The organism is Botrimarina hoheduenensis, from assembly GCF_007859815.1.
In the GTDB taxonomy this organism is placed as follows: domain Bacteria; phylum Planctomycetota; class Planctomycetia; order Pirellulales; family Lacipirellulaceae; genus Botrimarina; species Botrimarina hoheduenensis.
In genome coordinates, this window is record NZ_SJPH01000003.1 from 315022 (window position 1) to 339108 (window position 24087).

Annotated in this window: 20 protein-coding genes and 1 pseudogene; 7 read left to right on the forward strand and 14 right to left on the reverse strand. The window is 64.1% G+C overall.

What is annotated here, in order from left to right:
• Positions 1 to 86 precede the first annotated feature (86 nt).
• Positions 87 to 1448 (reverse strand): methyl-accepting chemotaxis protein, encoded by a 1362-nt coding sequence (locus Pla111_RS08630; RefSeq protein ID WP_146573361.1) that lies wholly within the window; start codon positions 1446 to 1448, stop codon positions 87 to 89.
• A 579-nt stretch (positions 1449 to 2027) separates the two neighbouring features.
• Here Pla111_RS08630 and Pla111_RS08635 point away from each other — a divergent pair.
• The gene (locus Pla111_RS08635; RefSeq protein WP_146573363.1) at positions 2028 to 3347 is read left to right on the forward strand and encodes a UDP-glucose dehydrogenase family protein; all 1320 of its coding nucleotides are present in this window, start codon (positions 2028 to 2030) and stop codon (positions 3345 to 3347) included.
• Positions 3348 to 3446: 99 nt separating this feature from the next.
• Positions 3447 to 3683, forward strand: coding sequence for a DUF5808 domain-containing protein (locus tag Pla111_RS08640; RefSeq protein ID WP_146573365.1), 237 nt, complete (start codon positions 3447 to 3449; stop codon positions 3681 to 3683).
• Between the two features lie 33 nt (positions 3684 to 3716).
• On the opposite strand, the gene Pla111_RS08645 is transcribed toward Pla111_RS08640, so the two are convergent.
• On the reverse strand, positions 3717 to 4406 hold the full coding sequence (locus Pla111_RS08645; protein WP_146573367.1) for a hypothetical protein: 690 nt from the start codon (positions 4404 to 4406) through the stop codon (positions 3717 to 3719).
• 137 nt (positions 4407 to 4543) lie between these two features.
• Here Pla111_RS08645 and Pla111_RS08650 point away from each other — a divergent pair, with 137 nt between their 5' ends.
• Positions 4544 to 5191: a J domain-containing protein gene (locus Pla111_RS08650; RefSeq protein WP_146573369.1), complete on the forward strand. Its 648-nt coding sequence runs from the start codon at positions 4544 to 4546 to the stop codon at positions 5189 to 5191.
• Positions 5192 to 5228: 37 nt separating this feature from the next.
• Here the strand turns inward: Pla111_RS08650 and Pla111_RS08655 are convergent, their stop codons facing one another.
• Positions 5229 to 5525, reverse strand: coding sequence for a hypothetical protein (locus tag Pla111_RS08655; RefSeq protein ID WP_146573371.1), 297 nt, complete (start codon positions 5523 to 5525; stop codon positions 5229 to 5231).
• 258 nt (positions 5526 to 5783) lie between these two features.
• Between Pla111_RS08655 and Pla111_RS08660 the strand changes: the two genes are divergently transcribed.
• Positions 5784 to 7256: an aldehyde dehydrogenase family protein gene (locus Pla111_RS08660; RefSeq protein ID WP_146573373.1), complete on the forward strand. Its 1473-nt coding sequence runs from the start codon at positions 5784 to 5786 to the stop codon at positions 7254 to 7256.
• A 22-nt stretch (positions 7257 to 7278) separates the two neighbouring features.
• On the opposite strand, the gene Pla111_RS08665 is transcribed toward Pla111_RS08660, so the two are convergent.
• From Pla111_RS08665 to Pla111_RS08690, 6 genes are all read right to left on the reverse strand, one after another.
• Positions 7279 to 8403: a serine hydrolase domain-containing protein gene (locus Pla111_RS08665; protein WP_146573375.1), complete on the reverse strand. Its 1125-nt coding sequence runs from the start codon at positions 8401 to 8403 to the stop codon at positions 7279 to 7281.
• 159 nt (positions 8404 to 8562) lie between these two features.
• Positions 8563 to 9486 carry a hydroxypyruvate isomerase family protein gene (locus Pla111_RS08670; RefSeq protein WP_146573376.1) on the reverse strand — a complete coding sequence of 308 codons (924 nt, stop codon included), beginning with the start codon at positions 9484 to 9486 and terminating at the stop codon, positions 8563 to 8565.
• Between the two features lie 211 nt (positions 9487 to 9697).
• Positions 9698 to 10657, reverse strand: coding sequence for an anti-sigma factor (locus Pla111_RS08675; protein WP_146573378.1), 960 nt, complete (start codon positions 10655 to 10657; stop codon positions 9698 to 9700).
• Positions 10654 to 11286 (reverse strand): RNA polymerase sigma factor, encoded by a 633-nt coding sequence (locus Pla111_RS08680; protein ID WP_231930928.1) that lies wholly within the window; start codon positions 11284 to 11286, stop codon positions 10654 to 10656. The genes Pla111_RS08675 and Pla111_RS08680 overlap by 4 nt, the downstream gene beginning before the upstream one ends.
• A gap of 187 nt (positions 11287 to 11473) precedes the next feature.
• Positions 11474 to 12067, reverse strand: a complete 594-nt coding sequence (locus tag Pla111_RS08685) for a fasciclin domain-containing protein (RefSeq protein WP_231930850.1) — start codon at positions 12065 to 12067, stop codon at positions 11474 to 11476.
• Positions 12068 to 12213: 146 nt separating this feature from the next.
• The gene (locus Pla111_RS08690; RefSeq protein ID WP_146573896.1) at positions 12214 to 13116 is read right to left on the reverse strand and encodes a LysR family transcriptional regulator; all 903 of its coding nucleotides are present in this window, start codon (positions 13114 to 13116) and stop codon (positions 12214 to 12216) included.
• Between the two features lie 165 nt (positions 13117 to 13281).
• On the opposite strand from Pla111_RS08690, the gene katG reads away from it, so the two are divergent.
• Positions 13282 to 15609 carry a catalase/peroxidase HPI gene (gene katG / locus Pla111_RS08695; RefSeq protein ID WP_146573380.1) on the forward strand — a complete coding sequence of 776 codons (2328 nt, stop codon included), beginning with the start codon at positions 13282 to 13284 and terminating at the stop codon, positions 15607 to 15609.
• Between the two features lie 16 nt (positions 15610 to 15625).
• Here the strand turns inward: katG and Pla111_RS08700 are convergent, their stop codons facing one another.
• Positions 15626 to 16867, reverse strand: a complete 1242-nt coding sequence (locus Pla111_RS08700) for a PQQ-binding-like beta-propeller repeat protein (RefSeq protein WP_146573382.1) — start codon at positions 16865 to 16867, stop codon at positions 15626 to 15628.
• A 145-nt stretch (positions 16868 to 17012) separates the two neighbouring features.
• Complete coding sequence (locus tag Pla111_RS08705; RefSeq protein WP_146573384.1) at positions 17013 to 17972, reverse strand: histone deacetylase family protein; 960 nt, start codon at positions 17970 to 17972, stop codon at positions 17013 to 17015.
• Between the two features lie 407 nt (positions 17973 to 18379).
• Here Pla111_RS08705 and Pla111_RS08710 point away from each other — a divergent pair, with 407 nt between their 5' ends.
• Positions 18380 to 19690 (forward strand): hypothetical protein, encoded by a 1311-nt coding sequence (locus Pla111_RS08710; protein ID WP_146573386.1) that lies wholly within the window; start codon positions 18380 to 18382, stop codon positions 19688 to 19690.
• Positions 19691 to 19869: 179 nt separating this feature from the next.
• Entirely contained in the window at positions 19870 to 21153 is a 1284-nt protein-coding gene (locus Pla111_RS08715) for a Gfo/Idh/MocA family protein (RefSeq protein ID WP_146573898.1), read from the forward strand.
• Between the two features lie 11 nt (positions 21154 to 21164).
• Here the strand turns inward: Pla111_RS08715 and Pla111_RS17450 are convergent.
• The 3 genes and pseudogenes from Pla111_RS17450 to Pla111_RS08735 form a co-directional block, all read right to left on the reverse strand.
• Positions 21165 to 22520 (reverse strand): annotated as a pseudogene (locus Pla111_RS17450) (OprO/OprP family phosphate-selective porin).
• A gap of 287 nt (positions 22521 to 22807) precedes the next feature.
• On the reverse strand, positions 22808 to 23401 hold the full coding sequence (locus Pla111_RS08730; RefSeq protein WP_146573392.1) for a DUF6580 family putative transport protein: 594 nt from the start codon (positions 23399 to 23401) through the stop codon (positions 22808 to 22810).
• A gap of 49 nt (positions 23402 to 23450) precedes the next feature.
• Positions 23451 to 24080 carry a DUF4430 domain-containing protein gene (locus Pla111_RS08735; protein ID WP_146573394.1) on the reverse strand — a complete coding sequence of 210 codons (630 nt, stop codon included), beginning with the start codon at positions 24078 to 24080 and terminating at the stop codon, positions 23451 to 23453.
• Between the last annotated feature and the right edge of the window lie 7 nt (positions 24081 to 24087).

Genomic DNA, 24087 nt, shown 5'->3' on the forward strand with positions numbered 1-24087 from the left:
GGCGGTCGAGCCCGCCCCTCTCGATGAGGGCGGACCCGCCGCCGTTTACCCCTTCAGCCCCTGATTGCCGTTCTGTCGAGAGCGGCTTAGCGCTCGCTCTCCGAAAGACGAACCAGATTCTCGGCCGTGCGGCTGAGCTCGCCCATGGTGATCGACTGCTCTTCGATTGCGGCAGCGATGGTGTTGGTGTTGCCGCTGACCTCGGTAACGCTCTCGGTGATGCGTCCGGTGCTGGCGGCGACTTCCAGGATGCGCTGCTGGATCTGCTGCACGGAGAGTTCGATGCTCTGCGTGGCGTTGGAGGTCTCTTGCGCGAGTTCCTTCACCTCGTTGGCCACAACGGCAAAGCTGCGTCCGCTCTCGCCGGCGCGGGCCGCCTCGATCGTGGCGTTGAGCGCCAGCAGGTTGGTCTGGTCGGCCAGCTCTTGGATAACGCTCACCACCTTGCCGATCGCCTTGCTGCTTTCCTGCAGCGCGTCGGTCGCGGTGGTCGAAGACTGCGCGTGAGATTCGGCCTCTTGGGCGAGGCTGGCGGTGCGGCTGACGTTCTTGCTGATCTCCTCGATGGTCGAGGCCATCTCGGTCGTGCTGGTCGCGACGCTTTGTCCGACAGCCTGGGCGTCATTTTTTCTCTGCAGCTCAGCTTGAACTTCGTCGGTAATGTTCGATGCCAGTTTGACGACCCGGACAACCTTGCCCTCGGCGTCAAACACCGGGTTGTAAGAAGCAAGCAACCAGATCTCGCGGCCGCTCTTATCAATGCGGCTGAACCGTCCGGATTGAAACTTACCACGCTGGAGGTTGCTCCAGAAATCCGCGTACTCGCTGCTCTGGACGTATTCGGGTTTGCAGAACATCCGGTGGTGATTGTCGCAGATCTCCTCGAGCGTGTAGCCGACGGTCGAGAGAAAATTCTCGTTTGCTTTAAGGATGGTCCCTTCGGGCGTGAACTCGATCATTGCCTGCGAGCTGCTGAACGCCGAAATGAGTGCGGATTCGTTCTCCGCTATCTGCTTGGTGACCGTGATGTCCGCGGCGATCTTGACCACCTTCGTCACCTGACCCGCCGCGTTCAGCACCGGGTTGTACGAGGCCGAGATCCAGCAAGCTTGCCCATTCTTCTTCCGACGTGCAAACTCTCCGGCCGCGTGCCGGCCCCTTGCCAGGTCTTTCCAGAATTGCGTGTAAGCCTCGGTCTGGACCTCCTGCGGATCGACAAACATCCGATGGTGCTTGCCCTGGATCTCGTCGAGGGTGTAACCGAGAACGCTCAAGAAATTGTCGTTGGCGGTGAGGATCTGCCCGTCGGGCGTGAACTCGATAATCGCTTGGGCGCGGTTGAATGCGTCGAGCACCGCCTGGGCATCCGACGGGCTGCCGGCGATGGCGTCCGCGGCGGAAATCTTATCGAGCGCCAATCGCGCGGTCTTGGTCTTGGTCATGAACATGATGGGGGAACTCGGCGTTCGGAGTTAGCGAAAAGTGGGTACGTCGAGGGAATCGCCAGCTGCCAGCGCCAGCGATCGCTGGGGAACTGATAGGTTGCCCCGCTGCGCTTGCCGCCGAGAAAGACTGCGCTCGCACGGCTCGGCGGGAAGTGGTTCACCCCCTCAAGACCTCCGCACAGACCGACAAAACGTTCATAGCGACGGCCCCGAACCGCCAATCCCAGCCCCGATGCCCGCGCAAGCCGACGAAACGTCCATAACGCCTCGTCCCTTCCTTTCTCCGACATTCTCGCCGGCGCGAAGCGGATAGGCACTCTACGCTGGTTGTAGGGCCCCCTGCGGGGAGCCGTTTGTAAGGCTTTAAACAAGAGGCGATTTCCTCGGCATGCGGTCGCTCGACGTAGGCCGACGGCTGACTATGATGAGGGGCTTGCCGGTTTCCGCCCGAACGTTTGGCTGGGGCACGAAACCACCACCCCGCCGCGGGTTTGCCGCCCGGCCTGTACGCCACGGCACCCCTCACGCCCGCGCCCTGCCCGCCCGCTTACTCCACCTTCTCACCGCTTTAACGCCCAAGCTATGAAGATCGCAGTCATCGGTACCGGTTACGTCGGCCTCGTCACCGGCACGTGCTTTGCCAACAGCGGCAACGACATCACGTGCATCGACATCGACGAAAAGAAGATCACCGGCCTGAAGAACGGCGTGATCCCGATCTATGAGCCGGGCTTGAAAGAACTCGTGCTCCGCAACGCCGAGGCCGGACGTCTGCACTTTACGACCGATACGCCGACGGCGGTCAAAACGGCCGAGATGGTCTACCTGGCCGTTGGCACGCCGCAGGGCGATGACGGCTCGGCCGATCTCTCGGCGATGTGGGCCGTCACCAAGGCGATCGCTCCGCACCTGCAAGAGGACGCGATCGTGGTCACCAAGAGCACCGTGCCGGTCGGCACAAACGCCAAGATCTTTGGCATGCTCAAGGAGCTCACCGGCCGTGAGTGCCACGTCGCCAGCAACCCCGAGTTCCTCAAAGAGGGCGCGGCGATCGACGACTTCATGAAGCCCGACCGGGTGGTGGTTGGCGTGCGTTGCCAAGAGGTGTCGGACAAGTTGCACCAGCTGTACGCACCGTTCCTACGCACCGAGAAGCCGTTCCTCTCGATGTCGCCCGAGTCGGCCGAGATGACCAAGTATGTTGCGAACGCGCTGCTCGCGACCAAGATCAGCTTTATCAACGAGATGGCCAACCTCTGCGAGAAGATGGGGGGCGACATCAACGACGTGCGGCGCGGCATCGGGCACGACAGCCGGATCGGCTTCGCGTTCTTGTTCCCCGGCGTGGGCTACGGCGGCAGCTGCTTCCCGAAAGACGTTCGCGCCCTGACGGCCATGACCGAGGACAAGGGCAATCTGCCCGAGATGCTCCGCGCGGTAGATAACGTCAACGAGCGGCAGAAGACGGTGCTTTTCACCAAGGTGAAAGAGCAGTTCGGCGGTGATCTGGGCGGCAAGCGGATCGCCGTGTGGGGACTGGCCTTCAAGCCCGAGACCGACGACATCCGCGAGGCCCCCGCGCTGGTCCTCATCAAGCAGCTACAAGAAGCCGGCGCGACCGTGATCGCCCACGATCCCGAGGCCATGGACAATGTCCAGGCCGAGACCAGCGGTGTGGAGTTCGCCGACCGCGCGATCGACGCCATCAAGGGTGCCGACGCCCTGTGTATCTGCACCGACTGGAAGGCTTATCACCAGCCCGACTTTGCCGAGATGTACCAGCTGATGGCCCAGCCGATCGTCTTCGACGGCCGCAACCTGTACGACCCGGAGCGGATGAAGGCCCGTGGCTACTGCTATCACAGCATCGGCCGCGTGGCGGTGGACGGTCGCAAGGCCTGAGGAGGACGACCTCCGATCCGCCGGCGTGCGATTCCCTCGCGGGGTGATTGAATCGCTGTTGGGTCGCCAAGATCGGCCGGACCGCGACGAATCCCCGCTATGCAAGCCGACCAACCTACCCAAACCGCGATCAATGAGGCCGAGTGGCGCAGCCGCGCCAATTGGCATTGGGGCATCTACCACAGCCCGCGCGACACGCGCGTGTGGGTTCCCAAGCCGATCCGCTGGACCGGCTGGACGCTGAACTTCGCGCACCGCATGAGCTACGTCTGGCTGTCGGTGCTGCTGGGAATCCCGCTGCTCGTCGCCGCGACGGCGATCTTGGTTTCCTCATAGGCTCAAGACAACCGACACAACCGACCAGATAGCTTAAGCGCTCGCTGCTGCGCTTTCGCTTTCGTTCGCATGCGGTTCCTCTTCCGTAACGGTTTTTCTTGCCGTCAAGAGCGCTAGCAGCATGGCGATCAGCAACAGAATCAACATAGGAATTTGTAGCGTCTCCGTTTGCATGGTCCGATAGCCTTCTTCAGCGTGATCGACCAGCCAGGCGTAGTCCAAGGCCTTCACGACAAAGCCCAGCACACCCCCCAAAATCCCCAAGACCAGCGCGTGCTGAAACGGTTGGGCGAAGAAGAGCAGACCGAGGCCGATTCCGAACGCAGCGATCACAAACGGCAGAGTGAACCCCTTAGGAAACTCGAAAGCCACGCCATCCTCGTTCGTCATCGAAGTCCCGAGCGGAACAGTGGCCGTCTCGGACAGGGTGTAGATGGCGGCGACACAGAACTGCTGGTAAGCAGCGTTCTTCTCCGCGAAGTAATCGCCCAGCGAAAGAGCCGCTGCGCCCAGCCCGATAAAGAGGGCGAGCCTCACGCCCCATGAAATCCATGAAGGTGATCGCACCCGGCCGACCTGTGCCGTGACAATCACCGCCGGCGGAAGCAACGCACTGAGCAACACGCACAGGATCGACTTCCACAACGTCCATCGCCGAGAAACCACGATCCCCAGCGAGAAGATCAAGGCGACCAGGGCCATGAGTAGCGAAAAGAGATTCATGCGCTGCTCTTTTGGTTTTTCCTGCCGATAGATCGGCACCGTCGCTTCAGATAGAGTTAGGACCGCAGGGTGTCGATCGCGTGTCGATGCTTCTGACAGTAATGCTAATTCAAGCCTAGAGACAAGCGTACCTCGGCATGTCGGATTCGCACGACTCGAGCCGTCGCCACAAGCCCAAGCACGCCGCGCTCGAGCGGCTGGGTCTCTCGCTACCCGTCACCCAAGCAGACGTCAAGCAGGCTTACTTCGCCAAGGCGCGCGAGGTGCATCCCGACCACGGCGGCACCACCGAAAAGTTCGTCGAGGTGCAGCGCGCGTTTGAAGAGGCGATGGCCTACGCCTCGGAGCGCGGCAAGCGGCTGCCCTGGCTCGGTGCCCAGATGACTTCGTACCTGGATCAGCTACGGGCCGTTGAATTGATCGAGGACTGGGGCGGACGGGTCGTGGTGAAGTCGCTCGATTGGCTAGCCGATACCGTCGGGGAAGACTTTGCGCTGCTCGCGGAACAGCTGGTTGAGATCGACCTTTCGGGAACGAACTTTGGCGACGCCGAGGCGCGGGCCCTCGGGGCCGAAGTCGAAACGTTGCCCTACGTCCATGCGCTCAATCTGAGCGGTTTGGGAATGAGCGACGAGGGCTATCGAGCGCTGCCGCGTATGGGCAGCCTCAAGACGGTCAACCTGCACGGCACGCGGACCACCGCTGCGCTGCACAAGCAGCTCGCCGCCCAAGCCGGTATGGAGCGCGTCGAGACCGACGGCTGGTTGAAGCGCCTGCTGGGATAACACCAGCTTGGCCGCAGCCGGGTCTTCGATCTGCGGCTCAGAAGCCGTAAACCACAATCGGCGGGTAGATAACCGGCGGCTGATAGTAATAGCCGGGATAATACGGAACGCCCCTGCGCGGGCCGTAGTAGTAACCCCCGCCATACACCGGCAGATTAAAGGTGGGCACAGTGATGGGGTGATTGGCCCGGTAATCGCCGCTGTAAGAGCGCGAATACCGACCGCGCGGCGTCCCGTAGTACGAGGGATTGGCGTTCTGGGCAAGGGTTTCGCCCGCCGTCAGCGCGACGGCGAGTCCCCCGGCCACCAACAAGATCCCGAACCGACCTTTCATGGCAGCGCTCACAACCGTTTAGAGGAAGAAACTCGCCCCCGCTGCAACGCCCGACGAGAACCGCTGCTAGCCAATCTTCGTTATAGAGGGTTGGGGGGACCCTTCGTCAAGCAATTCGGGCTTGCGTTTTGTTGGTTCCCCGACGGGGGGGGAGGCGTGACAATCGTGGACCCCGTTCGCTAGGCTGGGGCCTCGCTGTTTGGCTCTCGTCGTTTTTTCTATTTTTCCTGTTCGCTCTTCTCGCTCGGAGTTCTACGCATGGCGACCCTCACCAAGCCCGTCGCTCGCCCGGAGATCCGCAACACGCAGTGTTACATCAACGGCGAATGGGTTGACGCCCTCAGCGGCAAGACCTTCGAGACACTCCACCCGGCCACCGAAGAGGTGATCGCACACATTGCCGAGGGAGATGCGGCGGATATCGACCGGGCGGTCACCGCCGCCCGCGAGGCGTTCGAGCGCGGCCCTTGGTCGTCCATGGACGCTCGCCAACGCGGCAAGCTGATGTACCGCCTCGCAGAACTGATGGAAGAAGAGGCCGAGTACTTGGCGGCCCTGGAAACGCTCGACAACGGCAAGCCGATCCGCGACTCGCGCGCCGCCGACATCCCACTGGTGGTTGAGTGCATCAAGTACTACGCCGGCTGGGCCGACAAGATTCACGGCGACACGATCCCCATCAGCGGCGACTACCTGTGCTACACGCGCCGCGAGCCGATCGGCGTAGTGGGTCAGATCATCCCGTGGAACTTCCCGGCGCTGATGGCGGCGTGGAAGTGGGGCCCGGCCCTGGCCGCGGGCTGCACGATCGTCATGAAGCCGGCCGAACAGACGCCGCTCACCTGCCTGCGGATGGCCCAGCTGGCCCACGAGGCGGGCTTCCCGCCGGGGGTGATCAACGTGGTGCCGGGTTACGGACCGACGGCCGGCGCGGCGCTCGTCAAGCACCCGCAGGTCGATAAGATCGCGTTCACGGGCGAGGGCTCGACCGCCAAGATCATTCAGGCGGACGCGCTCGACACGTTCAAGCGGGTCACGTTCGAGCTGGGTGGCAAGAGCCCCAACGTGGTGCTCGCCGACACCGACCTGCAAGCCGCTGTCGATGGAGCCCACTTCGGCTTGTTCTTCAACCAAGGGCAGTGCTGCACCGCGGGAAGCCGACTGTTTGTCGAGGACAAGATCCACGACGAGTTTGTCGATCGGCTCATCACGAAGAACTCTTCACGGCGTGTTGGGGACCCGTTCGATCCCCAGACCGAGCAAGGACCTCAGGTCGATCACGCCCAGCTCGAAAAAGTGCTGCGCTACATCGACTACGGCAAGCAAGACGGTGCCGAGTGCGTCTCGGGTGGCGAGCGGCACGGCGACCGCGGCTACTTCGTTAAGCCGACCATCTTCACCGGCGTCAAGGACGACATGCGGATCGCGCGCGACGAGATCTTTGGCCCCGTGATGAGCGTGCTGAAGTTCTCGGACCTGGACGAGGTGGCCGAGCGCGCCAACAACACGCCCTTTGGCCTCGCCGCGGCGGTCTGGACACGCGACATCAACAAGGCCCACCGCTTGGCGGCAAAGATCCGCTCCGGCACCGTGTGGATCAACTGCTACGACGTGTTCGACATCGCCGCGCCGTTCGGCGGGTTCAAGCACAGCGGTATCGGTCGCGAAAAGGGTGCCGCGGGACTGGATAACTACCTGGAAACCAAGAGCGTTATCGTCAAGATGTCGTAACCAACCGGCAGCAGCGGCGTTCTTAAGACGAGCGCCGCCGCTTGCCCGTTAGCAGCAAGCCGCACGCCAACAGCCCCGCCGCGCTGGGCTCGGGAATCGCGCGCAGGATGGCCGTGTGCATCCGCGAAGACAGCTCTTCGACATTGCTGAACCGCGTGCGATCGGTTGAGAAAACGAACACGAGCCCTTCGTCTTGATCAATCCAGCTGTGAAAACCGCGGGCTCCCCCGGCTAGCGCATCGACCGCGGGACCGGCCTGCGTCAGCTGATCGAGCCACACCCCGATCCCGTACCGATTGTTGTCGGTCGGCGATTGGTCGATTCCCTGGGCGTCGGTCGTTTGCCGTGTAAGCATCTCCTCCACCGCGGCTTCGCTCAACACGCGGGCTCCGGTCGCCCGATCGACGCCGTTGTTCAGCAGCATGTCCATCAGCCGGGCGAAGTCGGTGGCGGTCGATTCGATCCCCCCCGCCACGCGAGGATTGGTGGGGCTCGCTAGGCGAAAGCGCGTGCTTTGCAGCTGCAACGGGTCGGCAATAAACTGATCGAAGAGGCTCGTGTACGATGCGCCGGTGGCCACCTCAGCCGCGGCACCAGCGGCCTGCATCGACAGGCCGCCGTAGGCAAACGTTGACCCGGGCGGGCCGTTCTCGAGCGGCGTATCGGCGATCAACGCCGCCGACTGGCGGAGCGTGATATTCGGATTCGCCAGGATCGAAGAGCCCGCGTCCTGACCCAGTAGACCTGAGGTGTGAGTGAACGCCTGGCGGAGCGTGATCGCTCCGTAGCCCGGCTTGCGGTACTCCGGCAAATAGTCGGCCAGCCGACTTTCGAGCGAGAAGCCCGAGACGTTGTCCGTGAGGGCCATCATCAGCGCACCGCTCATCGTCTTGCTGCTGCTGTCGGTGCTGACCACCTCGCCCAGCGACATGTCGCCAAACGCGCGGTGGTAGATGGGCTGGCCGTGCTGTAGCACGAGCAGCTCGAAACCTGTCACGGGGGTATCTACCCCCACCCCCACGAGGGCCCCTCGCGCTAGCTGAGTGAGTCGCGTCAGGTCGTACTGCGCGGTGGCCGGCGTGACGAACGCTATCGCCGCGAAGGCTAACAAAAGGACCGAGTAAACTGCGCCGCGGATTGCCTGCATGAGATCGACTCGGGGCTCGGGGAAAGAAGGAACTGACGCCTCCCTGCACCGAGCACTTAACCCTGACCGCACAGCAGGGTTCCGCAAAAAATCTCGAGCGAGCGGACCAATTCGGCCGCGTGCGGATCATCCCCCCATGACCAAGACGCGGGGACCCCCTCAGAAGGCGTCGGCGGTCCGGTAGGCTTCGATCACCGCCAGATCACCTTCTTTGCCACCGCGGCTGGCACCATGCTCCATGCCAACCACCCCGTCAAAGCCCCGCGTGTGCAGGTGCTTGAAGACGTTGCGGTAGTTGATCTCGCCCGTCCCAGGCTCGTTACGACCCGGGTTATCACCGACCTGGAAATAGGCGATCTCGTCCCACGCCAGATCGATGTTGGGGATCAGATTGCCTTCTTGAATCTGCTGGTGGTAGACATCAAACAGGATTTTGCACGCCGGGCTGTCAACGCCACGACAGATCTCGTATGCCTGCGGGATCTTGCGCAGGAACAAGCCCGCGTGGTTCTTCCACCAGTTGAGCGGCTCAAGCACCATCACCAGATCGTGCGGCTCGAGCACCTCGGCACAACGCCGCAACAGATCGATACAGCGAGCCGTCTGGTAGCCCTCTTCAACGTCGATTGAAAAAGCGCCGGGGACGACCGTCATCCACTTGGCGTTCACGCGCTTCGCGACCTCGACGGACGCGCGGACCTCGGCGACCGCCTCTTCTCGCAGCTTCTTATCGCTACCGGTGAAGCTCCGCTTATCGAACGAGCCAACACCGTACGCTACAAACACGCCCATGCGGATTCCCAGCCGCTCCATCGCCGCGGCGATTCGGGTTTGCTCTTCAACGGGCCGCTTGTGCATCGTGTTGTCTTCCCAGTCGCGGAAGCCCTGGGCGGCAGCAAACTCGAGCTGAGCCACCAGATCGTTACCGGCCGCATTCCGGAATAGGCCAAAGTGCGGCGCATAGCGCAGCCGAAACGGTTTTGTCCCAGCGTCTTGAGTCGTGGACTGTGCGCTCGCTGGGCTGGTTGTGACAGCGGTCGCAGCGGCGGTCGCGGCGGCGGCAAGGAAGTTGCGGCGTTGCATCGGGAGAAGACTCGCAGACGAGGAACGGGGGGAAACCGGTCCCTCACTATAACCGCGGCGGAGAACGCTGTCGGCCAGCGCAGGTTCCCTTCCGGCGGCCGGTAGTAAGGCCCCCCGGTCAAAATGGCTCCTTGAGCCGGGCAACCGGCAGGGGCAGCCAGCCCCGAAGATCGGTGCTCAAACGCCCAGGAGAGCGTTGAGAAAAGAACGCCTACAGCTGCGCAAGCAGCGGCAACCGCGAACGGTCCGAAACCACCACCCCGCCCGGCTTCTCGACGGTCACCGCGAAGAGCGTTGCCCGGCTGACCGATAGCTTCACTCGGATCGGCACCACGACATGTTGCACCGATTCGCCCGGATTACCCGGAATGTCGAAGACGCCGCCATCCACCGGATGATCTGCGCTGCGTTCAGCATCGAAAACCCAGAGCTGATACTGCTGCACCTCCGGATCGTTGGGCATTAGGCCATTGAACACCATAAAGCCACGCTGCTCGGCGTCGCTCCAGACCACCTCGCCCCAATTGAATTGGGTGCGGTCAAAACCTTCGGCGGCGTCCCGGGGGCCGATCAGGGCCGGGTCCTCGGTCGGCTTCCAAGCGATGGTGCGCGAGTCGGGAATGGCGCGCAGGGCTTCCATTTGTCGGGCCGGCGCTTGTGCAAGCGGCGCGCTGAGGGTGTCGGGGCGCTTGTAGCCGCCCCCCAACCAGAAGCCCACAATCAGGCTCGCCGCCGCCGCGAACGCCCACGTCAGATCGCGCAGCCTTCGATGACGAGCAGCACTTGGTAGCGCTGCCAACGAAGCCCGGTCAGCCAGCCCGCTTTGCGCTGGCGTGGGGGCAGGCAACGAGCGGGCTTGCTCGGCAGCCTGGACAAAGTTGAAGTCTGCCGCATCGGACCGCAACTGTTGACGCAGCGACGCCGGCGGGTCCGCAACAGAGGGTGTCAGGCCGACCGCGACCGCGGCCGCGACCAGCTCGGCCCCGGTGGCGGTATCGAGAGCGTCGCCCATCAGCAGCGCGAGTTCGGCTTCGTCAGCAGCGTCGAGCCCGAAGACAGCTCGATCGCACAGCAGCTCTTCAAGCCGCGCTGCGCGATCGCCGGTGAGCGGGGGGCGGGACAAATCGGTCGGCCGAGGAAGATCGGGCGTGGGTTCAGAAGGCATGGTCATCGGCTCGCCTCCTGCGGGAACGGGGGGGATGAGGGAACCACGGGCGACGATTCGTTCAACAGGACCGACCGCAGTTGCTGCATGCCTCGCCGGGCGTGCGACTTCACGGTCCCCAACGGCATGCCGGTGCGATCGGCGATCTCGCTCTGGCTGAGCCCCTCGCCCAGGGCCAACTGGAGCACCTCGCGTTGTTCGGGTTTGAGCTGCGCAAGCGCCGTGCGGGCGCGACTCGCTTCTTCCCTGACTTCAACCGGCCCCAAGTCGATTCCGTCAACTCGCAAAGCGGTTTCCCCGCCCGCGAGTTCGTCGAGCGAAGGATCTGCCTGGCCGCGAAGGGCGTCGGGCCGATCAAGCGTACGACGCACCCGGCGACGCACCAGATCGAGCAATCGCCGCCGGCTGATCATCGCAACGAAGGTTGTTTCCGAAGCGATCCGCGCATCAAACCGAGCCGCGTTGCGCCACAGCGAGACAAAGGCCTCTTGCACCGCGTCCTCGGCGTCGGCATTTTCCGCGAAGTACTTTCTCGCTAGTGACCACACCAACCCGCTGTACCGATCCAGACAGGCCTCGATCGCGGACGTATCGCCAGCGGCGACACGGGGCAACAGCGGCTCGGCGGGCAACACGGCAGTCAACGGAACAGACTCGCAAGGCTGTGGCTTGGTACCCGACGCGAGGCACCGGGACCGGTATCTAGCAAGCCGCAAACCGGGAGCGACGCAGCGGCGTCGCTCCCGGCTGGTGGGCTGACAAAGACGATAACCGATCGGGACCAAAGTCGCAGTCGGGGGGTCTGAGGAACAGGGCAAGGGCTCACTCGGCCGGCATCAGAACGGTGTCGATCACATGGATCACGCCGTTGCTGGTGCCGATATCGGTCTTCAGAACCCGCGCGCCATCGACAAACACCTTGCCGTTGGCCACCCCGATAGCCACTTCGCCGCCCTGCAGGGTCTTCGCCGTGCGGAGGTTCACCACCTGATCGGCGGTGACCCGGCCGGGGACCACGTGGTAGGTCAGGATGGCGGTCAGCTTGGCCTTGTTCTCGGGCAGCAGCAGCGACTGCAGCGTCTCGGCGGGAATCTTGCCAAAGGCCTCGTCGGTCGGCGCGAAGACGGTCAGCGGGCCGTCTCCTTTGAGGGCGTCAACCAGACCGGCCGCCTTCACCGCCGCGACAAGCGTGTTGAAGCTGCCCGCGGCGACTGCGGTATCAACAATGTCGGCCGTCGGAGCGGCCGAAACCATCGAAGCCTGCGCACCGTGATGATGCTGATCGGCATGGTGACCGTGATTCACGGCTTGGTGATGCTTGCCCTGCGAGGCGGGGCAGCTGCTGGCGCATTCGCCAGCAAGAGTCGGGGCAGCAAGCGACAAGGCGGCGGCAAGCGCGACAAAAGAACGGAGCATGGTTTTCTCTTCCTGTTGGTGTAGCAAAAACGAATGAAGGGCGATTTGCCCCGGTGACGGGTTAGCCGTCCCGGTGGGTCTCACCAATGAGTTCGCCGCCGAACCGCAAGCGGATGCGGCCGGCCCCGATTTTTTCACGGAGCGTGCTAGCGAGTGGCCCTGCCAGCCGTGCGATGCCGCGCGACATCACGCAGATGCTGCTTGAAGCTCGCGAGCAAGCGACTCTCGAAGCGGTAGGGATTCCAAGCCATCGCGATCGTTCGGCGGGGCTTGGTGCCGTCGAACGATCGATAGACCCGCGATTCGGCCGGGTCGCAGCGGCGGGCCATCTCCGGGATCAGCGATACGCCATGCCCCAACGACACCAACTCTTGCACCGTGGCAAGCTGGCTCGCCGATTCCACGGCCACCGGCTGGAAGGAGCGTTGTCGGCAGTAGCTCACAACGCTCGTTGTTAAGCAGTGCGCTTCGCTAAGCAGCACAAACGGATACGGCTCGACGTCGTCAAGCATGACCCGCTTACGCTCCGCGAGCGGATGCCCAACTGGCATCGCGAGCAGCAGCTCTTCTTTGAAGAGTTCCTCCGTATCGACGTGCTTTGCTTCGAGTGGCAAAGCCAAAATCGCCAGATCGATCTCGCCGTGCTGACAGCGGGTGAGCAGCTGCTGGGTCGTCTCTTCGTGGAGGAGAACCTCTGCCGACGGAAACTCGGCGCTAAAACGGCGCAAAAAGCTCGGTAAAAAATACGGCGCGATGGTCGGGATGGCACCGATCCGCAATCGGCCCAGCCGTCCGTCATCCGCAATCTGGGCCTTGGTATCATCCAAGATGCCGAGCACTTCCTCCGCGCGGCGTTGGACAAGCTGTCCGGCGTCGGTCAGTTCGACGGCGCGCGTCTTTCGGTCGAACAGCGGCTGGCCGAACTCTTCCTCTAGTCGCTGGATCGAGCGGCTCAGTGCCGACTGCGACATCGAAAGCTCCTCGGCCGCCCGGGTGATGTTGCCCCGTCGGGCTACCATCAGAAACTGACGGAGCTGTTCGCTATCCACGGCCTTCATTCCCCGGCTTTAGGCATGCACAAAACGCATCGACTCTATCTTAACTATGCATTGGCCTTAATGGCGAGCTAGCCTAGACTTAACCACATGCCCTTTTCGCCCGCGGGCGAGACGGTCACTTGCCTGATAATCCGAACTCTCTTCGAGGCTATTCGTATGTCGCCCCGCTTGCTGCTTGTTCTGATCGCGATGCTTGTCCTCCAAGCCACGAACAAGGCCCGTGCCGAAGACGCGGCCTCGGCCTCGGCCGGCAAGTGTCCCGTGATCGGTGCCGGCGCGCCCCACCGCCAAACCGCAGGGGGCGCTTACACCAACGGCGACTGGTGGCCCAACCAGCTGAACCTGCAGATCCTTCACCAGAATTCGCCCCGCGGGAATCCGATGGGCGAGGAGTTTTGTTACGCCGACGAATTCAACCAGCTCGATCTGGACGCGCTCAAGGCGGACCTCACCGCGCTGATGACCACCTCGCAAGCGTGGTGGCCCGCTGACTACGGCCACTATGGCCCGCTGTTTATCCGCATGGCCTGGCACAGCGCGGGCACGTACCGAGTCGCGGACGGTCGGGGCGGGGCTTCCGACGGAACGCAACGCTTTGCACCACTCAACAGCTGGCCGGACAACGCCAACCTCGACAAGGCCCGCCGCCTGCTCTGGCCGATCAAGCAGAAGTACGGCCGCAAGATTTCGTGGGCCGACCTGATGGTGCTCACGGGCAATTGCGCGCTGGAATCGATGGGGTTTGAAACCTTCGGATTCGCCGGCGGTCGCGAAGATGTTTGGGAACCGCAAAACGATATCGACTGGGGCCCCGAAACCGAATGGCTGGCCGACAAGCGGTACCAGGGCGAACGCATGCTGGACAACCCGTTGGCCGCGGTGCAGATGGGTCTCATCTACGTGAATCCCGAAGGGCCTAATGGCAAGCCCGACCCGCTGGCCGCGGCCAAGGACATCCGCGAAACCTTCGCACGCATGGCGATGAACGACGAAGAGACCGTCGCGCTGATCGCGGGTGGCCACACGTTTGGCAAAGCCCACGGTGCCGCCAGCCCCGCCGGCAACGTTGGCCCCGAACCCGAAGCTGCCGGCCTCGAGGAGCAGGGCCTCGGGTGGAAGAACACGCATGGCACCGGCAACGCGGGCGACACGATCACAAGCGGCCTGGAAGGGGCGTGGACGACCACCCCCACAGAATGGTCCAACGGCTACTTCAACAACCTTTTCGACTACGAATGGCAACTCGTGAAGAGCCCGGCCGGCGCGTGGCAGTGGACCCCCGCCGACGCCGCGGCACAGGGCACCGTCCCGGACGCGCATGACCCCGCCAAGTCGCACGCGCCGATGATGTTCACGACCGACATCGCGTTGAAGAAGGACCCGATCTACGGCCCCATCTCCAAACGCTTCCACGACAATCCGGAAGAGTTCGCGACCGCCTTCGCCAAGGCGTGGTACAAGCTCACGCACCGCGACATGGGCCCCGTCTCGCGCTGCCTGGGGCCAGATGTTCCCGCAGCCCAGTTGTGGCAAGACCCCGTTCCGGCGGTCGATCATCCGCTGATCGACGCCCAGGACACCGCGGCACTTAAGCAAAAGATCGCTGCCTCGGGGCTGTCGGTCGGGGATCTCGTCGCGACCGCCTGGGCCTCGGCTTCAACGTTCCGCGGCAGTGACAATCGGGGCGGTGCCAATGGTGCCCGCCTACGCCTTGCGCCGCAAAAAGATTGGAAAGTCAACGAACCCGCGAAACTCGCCGCGACCCTGCAGAAGCTCACTCAGATCCAAACCGAGTTCAACCGCACCCAGTCAGACGGCACAAAAGTCTCGCTCGCCGACCTGATCGTGCTGGGCGGCTGCGCGGCGATCGAAACGGCCGCTAAAGCGGCCGGACACAACGTGGCGGTTCCGTTCACGCCGGGCCGCACGGACGCCTCGCAAGAAGAGACCGACATCGAGTCGTTTGCGGTGCTCGAACCCCGTGCCGACGGCTTCCGGAACTACGTTGGTAGCGAGCTCGATCGCCCCGCCGAAGAGGTGCTCATCGATCGGGCCAACTTGCTCACGCTCAGCGCGCCCGAGATGACCGTGCTCATCGGCGGCCTCCGCGTGCTGAACGCTAATGCCGACGATCTGGAGCTGGGCGTCTTCACCGATCGGCCGGAAACTCTCTCGAACGACTTCTTTGTGAATCTGCTCGACATGGGGGTCGAGTGGCGGAAGTCGCCGCGTTGCGAGCACTTCTTCGAAGGGCGCAACCGGGAGACCGGCGCGGTCCGGTGGACCGCCTCGTCGGTAGATCTGGTGCTGGGATCCAACTCGCAGCTGCGCGCGATCGCCGAGGTCTACGCCGCCGACGATGCGGAGCCCAAGTTTATCGAGGACTTCGTTGCCGCGTGGAACAAGGTGATGAACCTTGATCGTTTCGAGCTATCGGCCGCACAGCGCAGTGGAGTAAACCCCCTGGCGGCTAAGCAGCCGTGAGCGCTGCGGGGAAGGCTCAATCGCCGATCGCGACCAAGTACTCTTGCCGTTCCGGGCCGTCCCCCGACGCGTAGCGGTGATAGAGCTTGCCGTCGAGCGGCGTTAGCGTGGCGTAGCCGCTCGTGCCCAGCTGATTCTCAGCCAAGAGCTCGAACGCCGCGGGGTCGGCACGAAACACGAACGTGGTGCCCTGCTCGTTCGTGACGTAGATCTTATCGCCCACTAAGACGGGTGATGAGCTATAGCGACCGCCCAGGCGTTGCTTCCACAGCTCCTTGCCATCGGCGGCGCGCCAGCAGTACGCCACGCCGTTGTCAGCGACACAGTACACGTGCCCCGCGGCCACGAGCAGCGATTGCTCGTAGCACTTGATGCGGTTCTCCCACACCACGTCGTGCGGGGGAGTGGTGCGGATCGCGAGCGTGAACGACTCGGGGTAGCCGCCGCTGCCCATCGCCAAACCAAGCCCCTCTTCCCAAACCATCGTGCCACAGGTGGCGCGGGTCGTGCCGGGCTGGCTCCACAGCGGCGCTCCGCTGGCCGGGTCGTAGGCCGCCACCTGGCGGTTGCCGGTCAGCATCAGCTGCACTTTCCCCGCGACCGGCACGAGCGACGGGGTGCTATAGGAGAGGCTTTCGGGTCGGTCCGCGCGCCACACCTGCTTGCCCGTTGCCGGATCAAAGGCATAAATGCCGCTGCCCGTGCCATCGAACTCCGAAGACACCACCACCAACCCCGCCACGACCCGCGGCGATGAACCGAATCCGAACGTGTACTGCTGCGGTTTGAACGGCGCGGCCGGCACGCTCCAGAGCGGCTCGCCAGCGAGCGTGAACGCGCTCAGCCAGGCGCTGCCGTCGTTGTAGAACAGGGCGAAGACGCGCTCGCCGTCCGAGGCGACCGTCGGGCTGGCGTGCGTATTGCTCGGGTGGATCTCCGCGGGAAAGTTCCCTTGGTGAACGCGCTGCGTCTTGAGCAGCGCGCCGGTTGAGCGGTCCAAGATCAGCAGCGACTGCGTTTGCGTCGGTTCGTCGGCGGTGGTCAGATAGATTCGCTCTGCTACGACGGTCGGCGACGAGTGGCCCCGGCCGGGGATCGCCGTTCGCCAGCGCAGGCCGCTGGTCTCCGACCACTCAGACGGCGCGGTGGCACCGGGGGCCGCGTGGTTGTCGGCGGTTGGCCCGCGCCACTGGGGCCAGTCCTCAGCCGCCACGACAGACGCCATCATCGCCAGGCCGATGACCATCAGGTTGCGCATCGTTCGTTCCTTTTATTGTTTGCCAGTGGAAGCCCGCGACGATTGGGAGCCGCAGGCAGGCTTTCCGTGCCGGGGCCTTTCTACGCTGGACTTTGTAGAGCGGGGCGCCGCCATAGGCCAGCGGCTGAGCCTGCACGCCGGCGGGCTAGGCGGGGTCGGCCAGCCGCTCATCCGCGTCGCGTTCTAGTAGATCGTCAAGGTGCGTTGCGACGGCGTCGGCCAGCACCGGCGGGTTGTACCCCCCTTCCAGCACGCTCACGAGCCGTCCGTCGCAATGCGTGGCCGCCACGTCCATGGCAATCTGCGTGAGCGTCGAAAAATCCTCCGTCTCCCAGCCGAGCGAACCGATCGGGTCCTCGCGGTGCGCGTCAAAGCCGCAACTGAGCAAGACCAACTGCGGGCGGAGTTTGTCGGCAAGCGTCTCGACCTCACGCCCCAGCCAACTCGTGCAGCGATCGCGCGACACGCCCATCGCGACCGGCAGATTAACGTTCCAGCCCAAGCCATCGCCGCTGCCGGTCTCGTCGGCGGAGCCTGTCCCCGGATAGAAGGGGTAGCGGTGCATCGAGAGGAACCCCACACGCGGGTTCTCATAAAACATGGCCTGCGTGCCGTTACCGTGGTGCACGTCCCAATCAATGATCAGCACGCGGTCAAGACCGAGTTGCAGCGCATGCTCAGCGGCGATCGCGACGTTGCCCAGCAGACAGAATCCCATCGCTCCACCGGGCAAGGCATGGTGCCCCGGCGGGCGGACCAAGCACAGCGCACGCGAGGCTTCGCCGCGAATCACCCGGTCGACCGCGTCGCAGGCGGCACCCGCGGCGAGCAGCGCGACCTCGAACGAGGCGGGGCTGACGACGGTATCCACCTCGGCGCGCCCGCCGCCCGCGGCGGCCAGCGTGCGGAGCGTCGTTAGGTGCTGGGGCTCGTGGAGCGAGAGAACTTGATCGTCGGTCGCGGGACGCCAATCAGGCCGAACGCACCTGGCAAGCTGCCCGCCACGCTCCAGCCGACCGATGACCTGCTCCAGCCGCTGGGGCCGCTCGGGGTGGCCGCCGGTGTCGTGCTGGAGGAAATGCGGCGAATAGTACAGGAGCGTCATGGCGTGGCGAGTGTAGCAAGGCAACGCCGCCGGGGGGCAGCGGGGGACGACGGCATGTCCAGCGGCCTACCAATCCTTACAATCCGGCTGGTTTGCGCGGGGAGAGCTGCCAGAAGCGCCCCGCTAGCCCGCAGAACTTGACACCTCGCGCCGTCGGTAGATAGGGTGATTGGGGGGGGATGGCGTTGCGCAATCGACGACCGAACCGCTTTGCTCGGCGGTGGTTAGGACGCCACGGGGGTGATCGGCGCAACCTTCACCTCCCTGCGCCACGCGATGCGGCACCCTCGCGACCAGCGTGTCGTGGCGGGTTGCGTCCGCGGGGTCGTGGGGGCTTTGCGTGAGTTGACTATCGGCGTCGTGGCTTCTGTAGCAGAGGTCGGCGATCTTGGAACGAGTGGAACTTGATGGCTAACGTGCGCAAAGCAATTCGACTCAGCGTTTACGCAGCGGGGCTGCGCACCGCGCTGGCAGCGGCCGTCATGACCGCCCTGTCATCCGTGGCGTTGTGCCAGGACTATCAGGGGGACGATTTCGATAAGAGCCTTTCGTCGCGCGGATCGCTCTATCGCAGCTACGTTAAAGACGGCCGCGGCTCGGACGATCAAGACACCGCCTTCCGGCTATACATCACCAAGTATTACTTGCCCGCGATGACCCAGCCCTCGCCCGAGGCGCTCGAGGACCTGGGCAAGCTTCGCTCGGACTTGTTCTCGCGGTTCCTGTGGCCCGCTCGTCCGGCTATTCAGAGCTGGATCACCGGCGAGGCATTCAACTGGGCCAAGCAGGTCGCCACTTCAAGCCGCTACCACCCGGCAGTTCAGTACAACGCGGTTTATCTGATGGGCCTGCTCGATGAGCGGTACGCCAGCGATAACCAGCCGCAGCCCGCCCCTTTACCGGCGGCAAACGATGAGCTGAACCGCTATACCCGCTTAGCCGTGACGAACGAACGCGTGCCGCGCCGGTTGCTGGCAGGAGCCCTCGTGGGCCTGGAAAGGCACACGCGGTACCTGGCGAATCTGCCGGAGAAGAATCAGACCGAGACACTAAAAACCCTGGTTGGCTTGCTCCGTGCGAAGTCGCTGCCGGGAGACTACGAAAAGCCCGTGCTCGGATGGATCTACGTCACCGCTGCCGAGGCGCTCGGCAACACGGGCCAGGCCGGCCCCAAGGGCGCTTTCTTCCAAGCGATCGCGGGCCGCGTTGGCGACAAGAAACTGCTGATGGAAGACCGTGCCGAACTCGCGAGCAAGCTGAAGCTGCTCTCCGCGTCTCGCGTAGACTTGGACGCACAGGTTGCCGATCGAACCACCAATGACGTGCGTGAGCTGGCTCTCGCAATCGCCGTTTCAGAAGCGAAAATTGCCGAAGAGTTTGAAGACCTGGGCCTCGGCGGAGGCGGTCGTCTGGGAGTTCTCGGCCTGGGCCGGGACAACAAGGAGCGCCGCTTTCGTGAAGGCGAAGAGGGCATCGAGCTGATCCGCGAAGACCTGCTCGCGCTGCTGATGAACTTACAGGATGGCTTGGAAGCGACCGCGGCGGTCGCCGCTGAGTCAGACGCCGCCTCCCTCAAAATGATCAACGAAGCGCTCAGCGAGGCGATTCGCCTTACGCGTGATAAAGATCAGATCGACCTGAACGTGGCCGACGGGATCAAGAAGATGGCTGCCAAGGTGAAGAGCGCCGTGGCAGTGAAGCAGACCGCTGGAAACTAGCGCCCGCGGGATCACACTCCCCCCTCGCTTTCCTACGGGTAGGCGGAAGCTGCCCGAGGGTTTTCTTGGGAATTCGCCGCCGGATCGTCTACCATGCGGAAGAGGGCTTGGCGGATAACGCCCCTCTCCGCTTTTCTGTTTGCGCGCTTGCACTTCTCAATTTGCTGATCGGAGCGGCGATGTCACGCTTCCAGGCGCTTAATGTGCCGACCGGCCGCCGTGATTTTTTGCGGCAGGCAACGACTCTCGCCGCAGCGGCCGCACTCCCGGGCGGTTCCCCCCTGTGGGCTGACGCCGCCAACAACCGCCTGGGTGTGGCCTGTATCGGGGTGGGTGGCATGGGCACAAGCCACCTCACATGGCTCGCCAAGCAGCCCGACTTGCGCGTGGTTGCGATCGCCGACGTCGATAAAACCCACCGCCAGGCGGCCGGCGTTCTCGCTCCCGATGCGAAGCTCACCGGCGACTTCCGCACGATCCTCGATCGTGACGACGTCGATGCCGTGTTCATCGCCACACCCGATCACTGGCATGCCCTCACCACTATCGCCGCGGCCCGAGCCGGCAAGCACGTCTACTGCGAGAAACCGCTCGCCAACTCGATCGGCGAGGGGCGGGCTATGGCCGACGCGGTCCGTGCGGCCGGGGTGGTGCTCCAGACCGGTTCGCACGAACGCTCCAACCCCGGTGCCACCGTCGCGAAGCGACTTGTGGCCGAAGGAAAACTGGGCCGGATCCATACGGTGCGAATCCATCTGCCCAACTCTGATCAGCACCTGCAACAGGTGGAAAACTTCACTTCTCCGCCGCCCGATTCCGATCCTCCCGCCAAGCTCGACTACGACTTCTGGCTGGGGCACACACCGGTCGCGCCCTACAACGAGAAGCGGGCCCACTTCTGGTGGCGTTTCCACAGCCGCTACGGCGGTGGCGAGATGACCGATCGCGGCGCGCATGTCATCGATCTGGCACAGATGATTCTCGACCGCGATGCGACCGGGCCCACTCGCATCGAGGCGGTCGGCAGTCGGCAGCGCGCAGGCTTCTACGACGCGTTCATCACGTTCCGCTTCGAGAACCGGTACGCCGACGGCCTGCGGATGATCGGCGACAACTCGGGCCCGCGCGGCGTCACGTTGATCGGCGAGGCGGGCGAACTGTTCGTTGCGATCCACGGCTGTCAGCTCACGGCGCAGCCCGCTTCGCTGCTCGCGGGCGTGACCTTACCGCGTGTCGATGCCTACGAGATTCACCGCCGTGGCTTCCTGGAGGGGGTGCGCAGCGGCGCGCCGGTCGCTGCCCCCGCTGAGGCGGGACATCGCACTGCCACCGTCTGTCATCTCAACAACTTGGCCATGCAAGTCGGCCGCGCGTTCGACTGGGACCCTGCCGCCGAACAATCCAGCGATGCCGAGGTCAACGCTCTGCTAACGCCTACGATGCGTGCGCCTTGGATGCTGTAAATCCGCGGGGCTCAGAAGTCCAGCTGCGCGCGCAGCGCCAGCACATCGGCCTCGCTATCCACTCCTGCCGGTCGCTCTAAGAAGACGTGGATGTAGTTGAACTGGAACTTCGTGTACTTGTTCAGATACCAGTTCAAGCCAAAAGTCAGGTCGTTCATCACGCCGCCCGCGACCGCGCCATCGGTCAGGTCCAACCGGCTCCACCGGCCGGCAACCTCCCACGCTCCGAGGCCGCACGGCCCGTAGTCGTTGTTGGGCGTGATGCGGCTGTAAGCGCCGGAGGCCGGGTTGTAGGGATGGGTTTCTCCCGTCAGGGCGTAAGCAACCTGAGCATACGCCCCATTGAAGTTCAGGCCGCTGCCCGTGCTGGGATCAACCCGCGCGAAGTACACCTCGGACTGAGCGAACCAAGGTCCGCGGGTTAAGGCCAATTCGGCGTTGATAACCTGATACGAATCGGTCGCGATGGGGCCCGAGTCAACAAAGAACGGCACGGGGAAGTCGGTCGCGCGGAAGTCGAGTTGGTTGAAACCCACCTCGGGCGGCGACCGAAGCCGCGCCACCTCCGTTGCCGGGCGGTTGTAGGTGTAGCCGCCGCCCACATGGATCGTCGAACGATCGTCGTCGTAAAGCAGCAGCGTCTCACGCGTTGAGAATCCATAGCCCGAGTCTCCCGCGGTGTCGCCGAAAACATCGGTCGGGAAGCGGTACACCGAAAGGGCCCACGTGGCCCGCTCTTCGAGCGCCTTGTCGTATAACCCCACGCCGATCTGGCGGAACGGGACAAAGGCAAACGGCAGGGAACGTTCCAGGAAGATCAGCTCGCGTACGCTTGTCTGGGCGTCCATTCCCAACGGCTGCCGCCACTAGCCGATCCGTAGGTGCCCGAAGCGTGAGACGTCGGCCAGATCGACGTAGACGTCCATGAAACTCGGACGTCCCGGGAAAGCAAAGTCATACTCCATCATGTAGTCAACGTTCTCCGCGACCTTGCCCTTGGCGGCGAGGCGGGCGCGGCGGAAGTCGGCAACGTCTTGCGCGTCGCCCACCGCCCCGATGTTCGCATCGTCCTGAGCAAACCAGATCGCGTCGGCCTGGAAAAAGCCGGTCACCGCCACGCTTGGAAACTTCGGCGGCGGGGTTGGGGCTGGGCAAACACACACCTGTGGCCATGCCGCCGGCTCGATGCTGGCATCAAACAGCAACGAGTCCACAGGGCTTGGCGAGATCGGCGTGCCCGGGTCCGCTGTCGGTTCGATCGACGGAAGCAGCCGCGCGCCCGGCACGGTCTCGGTAGCGCCGGCCATTCCGCTCAGCAGCAAGAGCGACACCGAGAAGCGCAACGCACTTCTTCTCCAAGCTAGCATCACTCGCTCTCTCGCTGCGCAGGTAGACTCTGGTTATCCAATAGCAGCATCGACAACGGACGGCACCGACTTCGGCTCCGTACAGTGGCGTGGAGCAGATGTAATGAAACTAGTCTAGCGCTGCTAGCAGCGCGGGCACACGCTCACCGCCAACGCGATTCCGGTTAGCAAGACGAGGGTCGGGCGACATGGCCCTGTTGCCGGGAAGACATGCTCGGCTGCCGGGAAGACCAAGCGCTGGCCGCCCGCATGCTTAGGTCGCCCTATCAACGGGCCCTTCGCATCAGCTAGGCAGCCGAAGTGCTGGCAGCCGAGGCGGTGGATTCCGGACGCCGTTCGCCACGCAGCGAGTAGGCACCGGCTGCGGCGGCGACCGTCAGCAACAGGGCGGCATAAACCGCGTCGCCGGCGAGCATCCGGCGGTAGAAAGGCAACGCGGCGGCATAGCACTCGCCCAGGCCGGCGAGCGTTTTGGCGTAGCGTCCGCTGCTCGCCCAGACCGCGAAATTGGTGGCGACAAAGAACAGCAGCGAGGGGGTCGCCACCGAAACCGCCAGCCGCACGATCCCCGCCGATAACCGGTCCAGGGGCCGCCGCATCCAGCCGCCGAGCAACGCCGGAACCATCATCGAACCGTACACCGCGGCGTGGACGGCAAATCGATCGTAAGCGGGCAGCAGCAGGTCAGAGACGGCCATCGCTACCAGCGGCACGAGCACGGCCACGCCCACGCTGCGGAACCAGTATCCCGCCAGCAGGCCGGCAGCCGCCATTGGCGTGACACACCAATCGGGTTGGCTCCAGCGTCCCGCGACAGCAATCGCCACCAACAGCGCAAAAACAGACAACTGGGCGGGCAACTGAGGCAAGCGAGAACGCATCGGAAGGACTTCCTGCTCGGCGACGGAAAGGGGTCAGCGAGCAACCAACCTACTCGTAGGGAGCCAGCTTCCACAAGACGCGGTCCCCCGCCCCGAGCTTCACCACGCCGGCCCCCTCGAGGGCCTCGACGCCGTTGACCTCGAACTGCCAAAACAGCCCCTGATCTTGCTGGTGAGAGACCCCCCCGAGGCTCTCCAGGAACGCCATCGGGCCCGTTCCGCTCCACACGCTGGCAAAGGCGGCGGTCTCCCGCCCCGCGGCGGCAGTGGCCTCGTAAACGGTCAGGTCGGTCTGCCAAGCGATCTCGACGGCATGACCCCCTTCCGGCAAATCCCCCACCGCCGGCCGATCTCCGATCGCCGGGCGGCGTTGCGAGACGCTCACCACCCCCCCGGCTATCGCGTCAGTCGGCAGCCGGGCTGCGGCCGCAGGGTCAGCGGACGGGCTCGGCCGATGTCGGATTCCCCCCCCCTGATTCCAGGCAAGCACCACCAACAGCGCAGCCGTCAGCCCGAGCAGCAGCCGCCCGACAGCAGAAGCCGGCCTTTCCGGAGACTCAGGGATCATGGCAAAACCATCGCAGACAGTGCTCGCCAGCCGATCGGGTAGGCAGCCGCCCCGTGCGGGCGATAGGATTTCTGGGTGAACGCTGCTCACCGGCGTTTCGTACGTAAACATAGCGGCC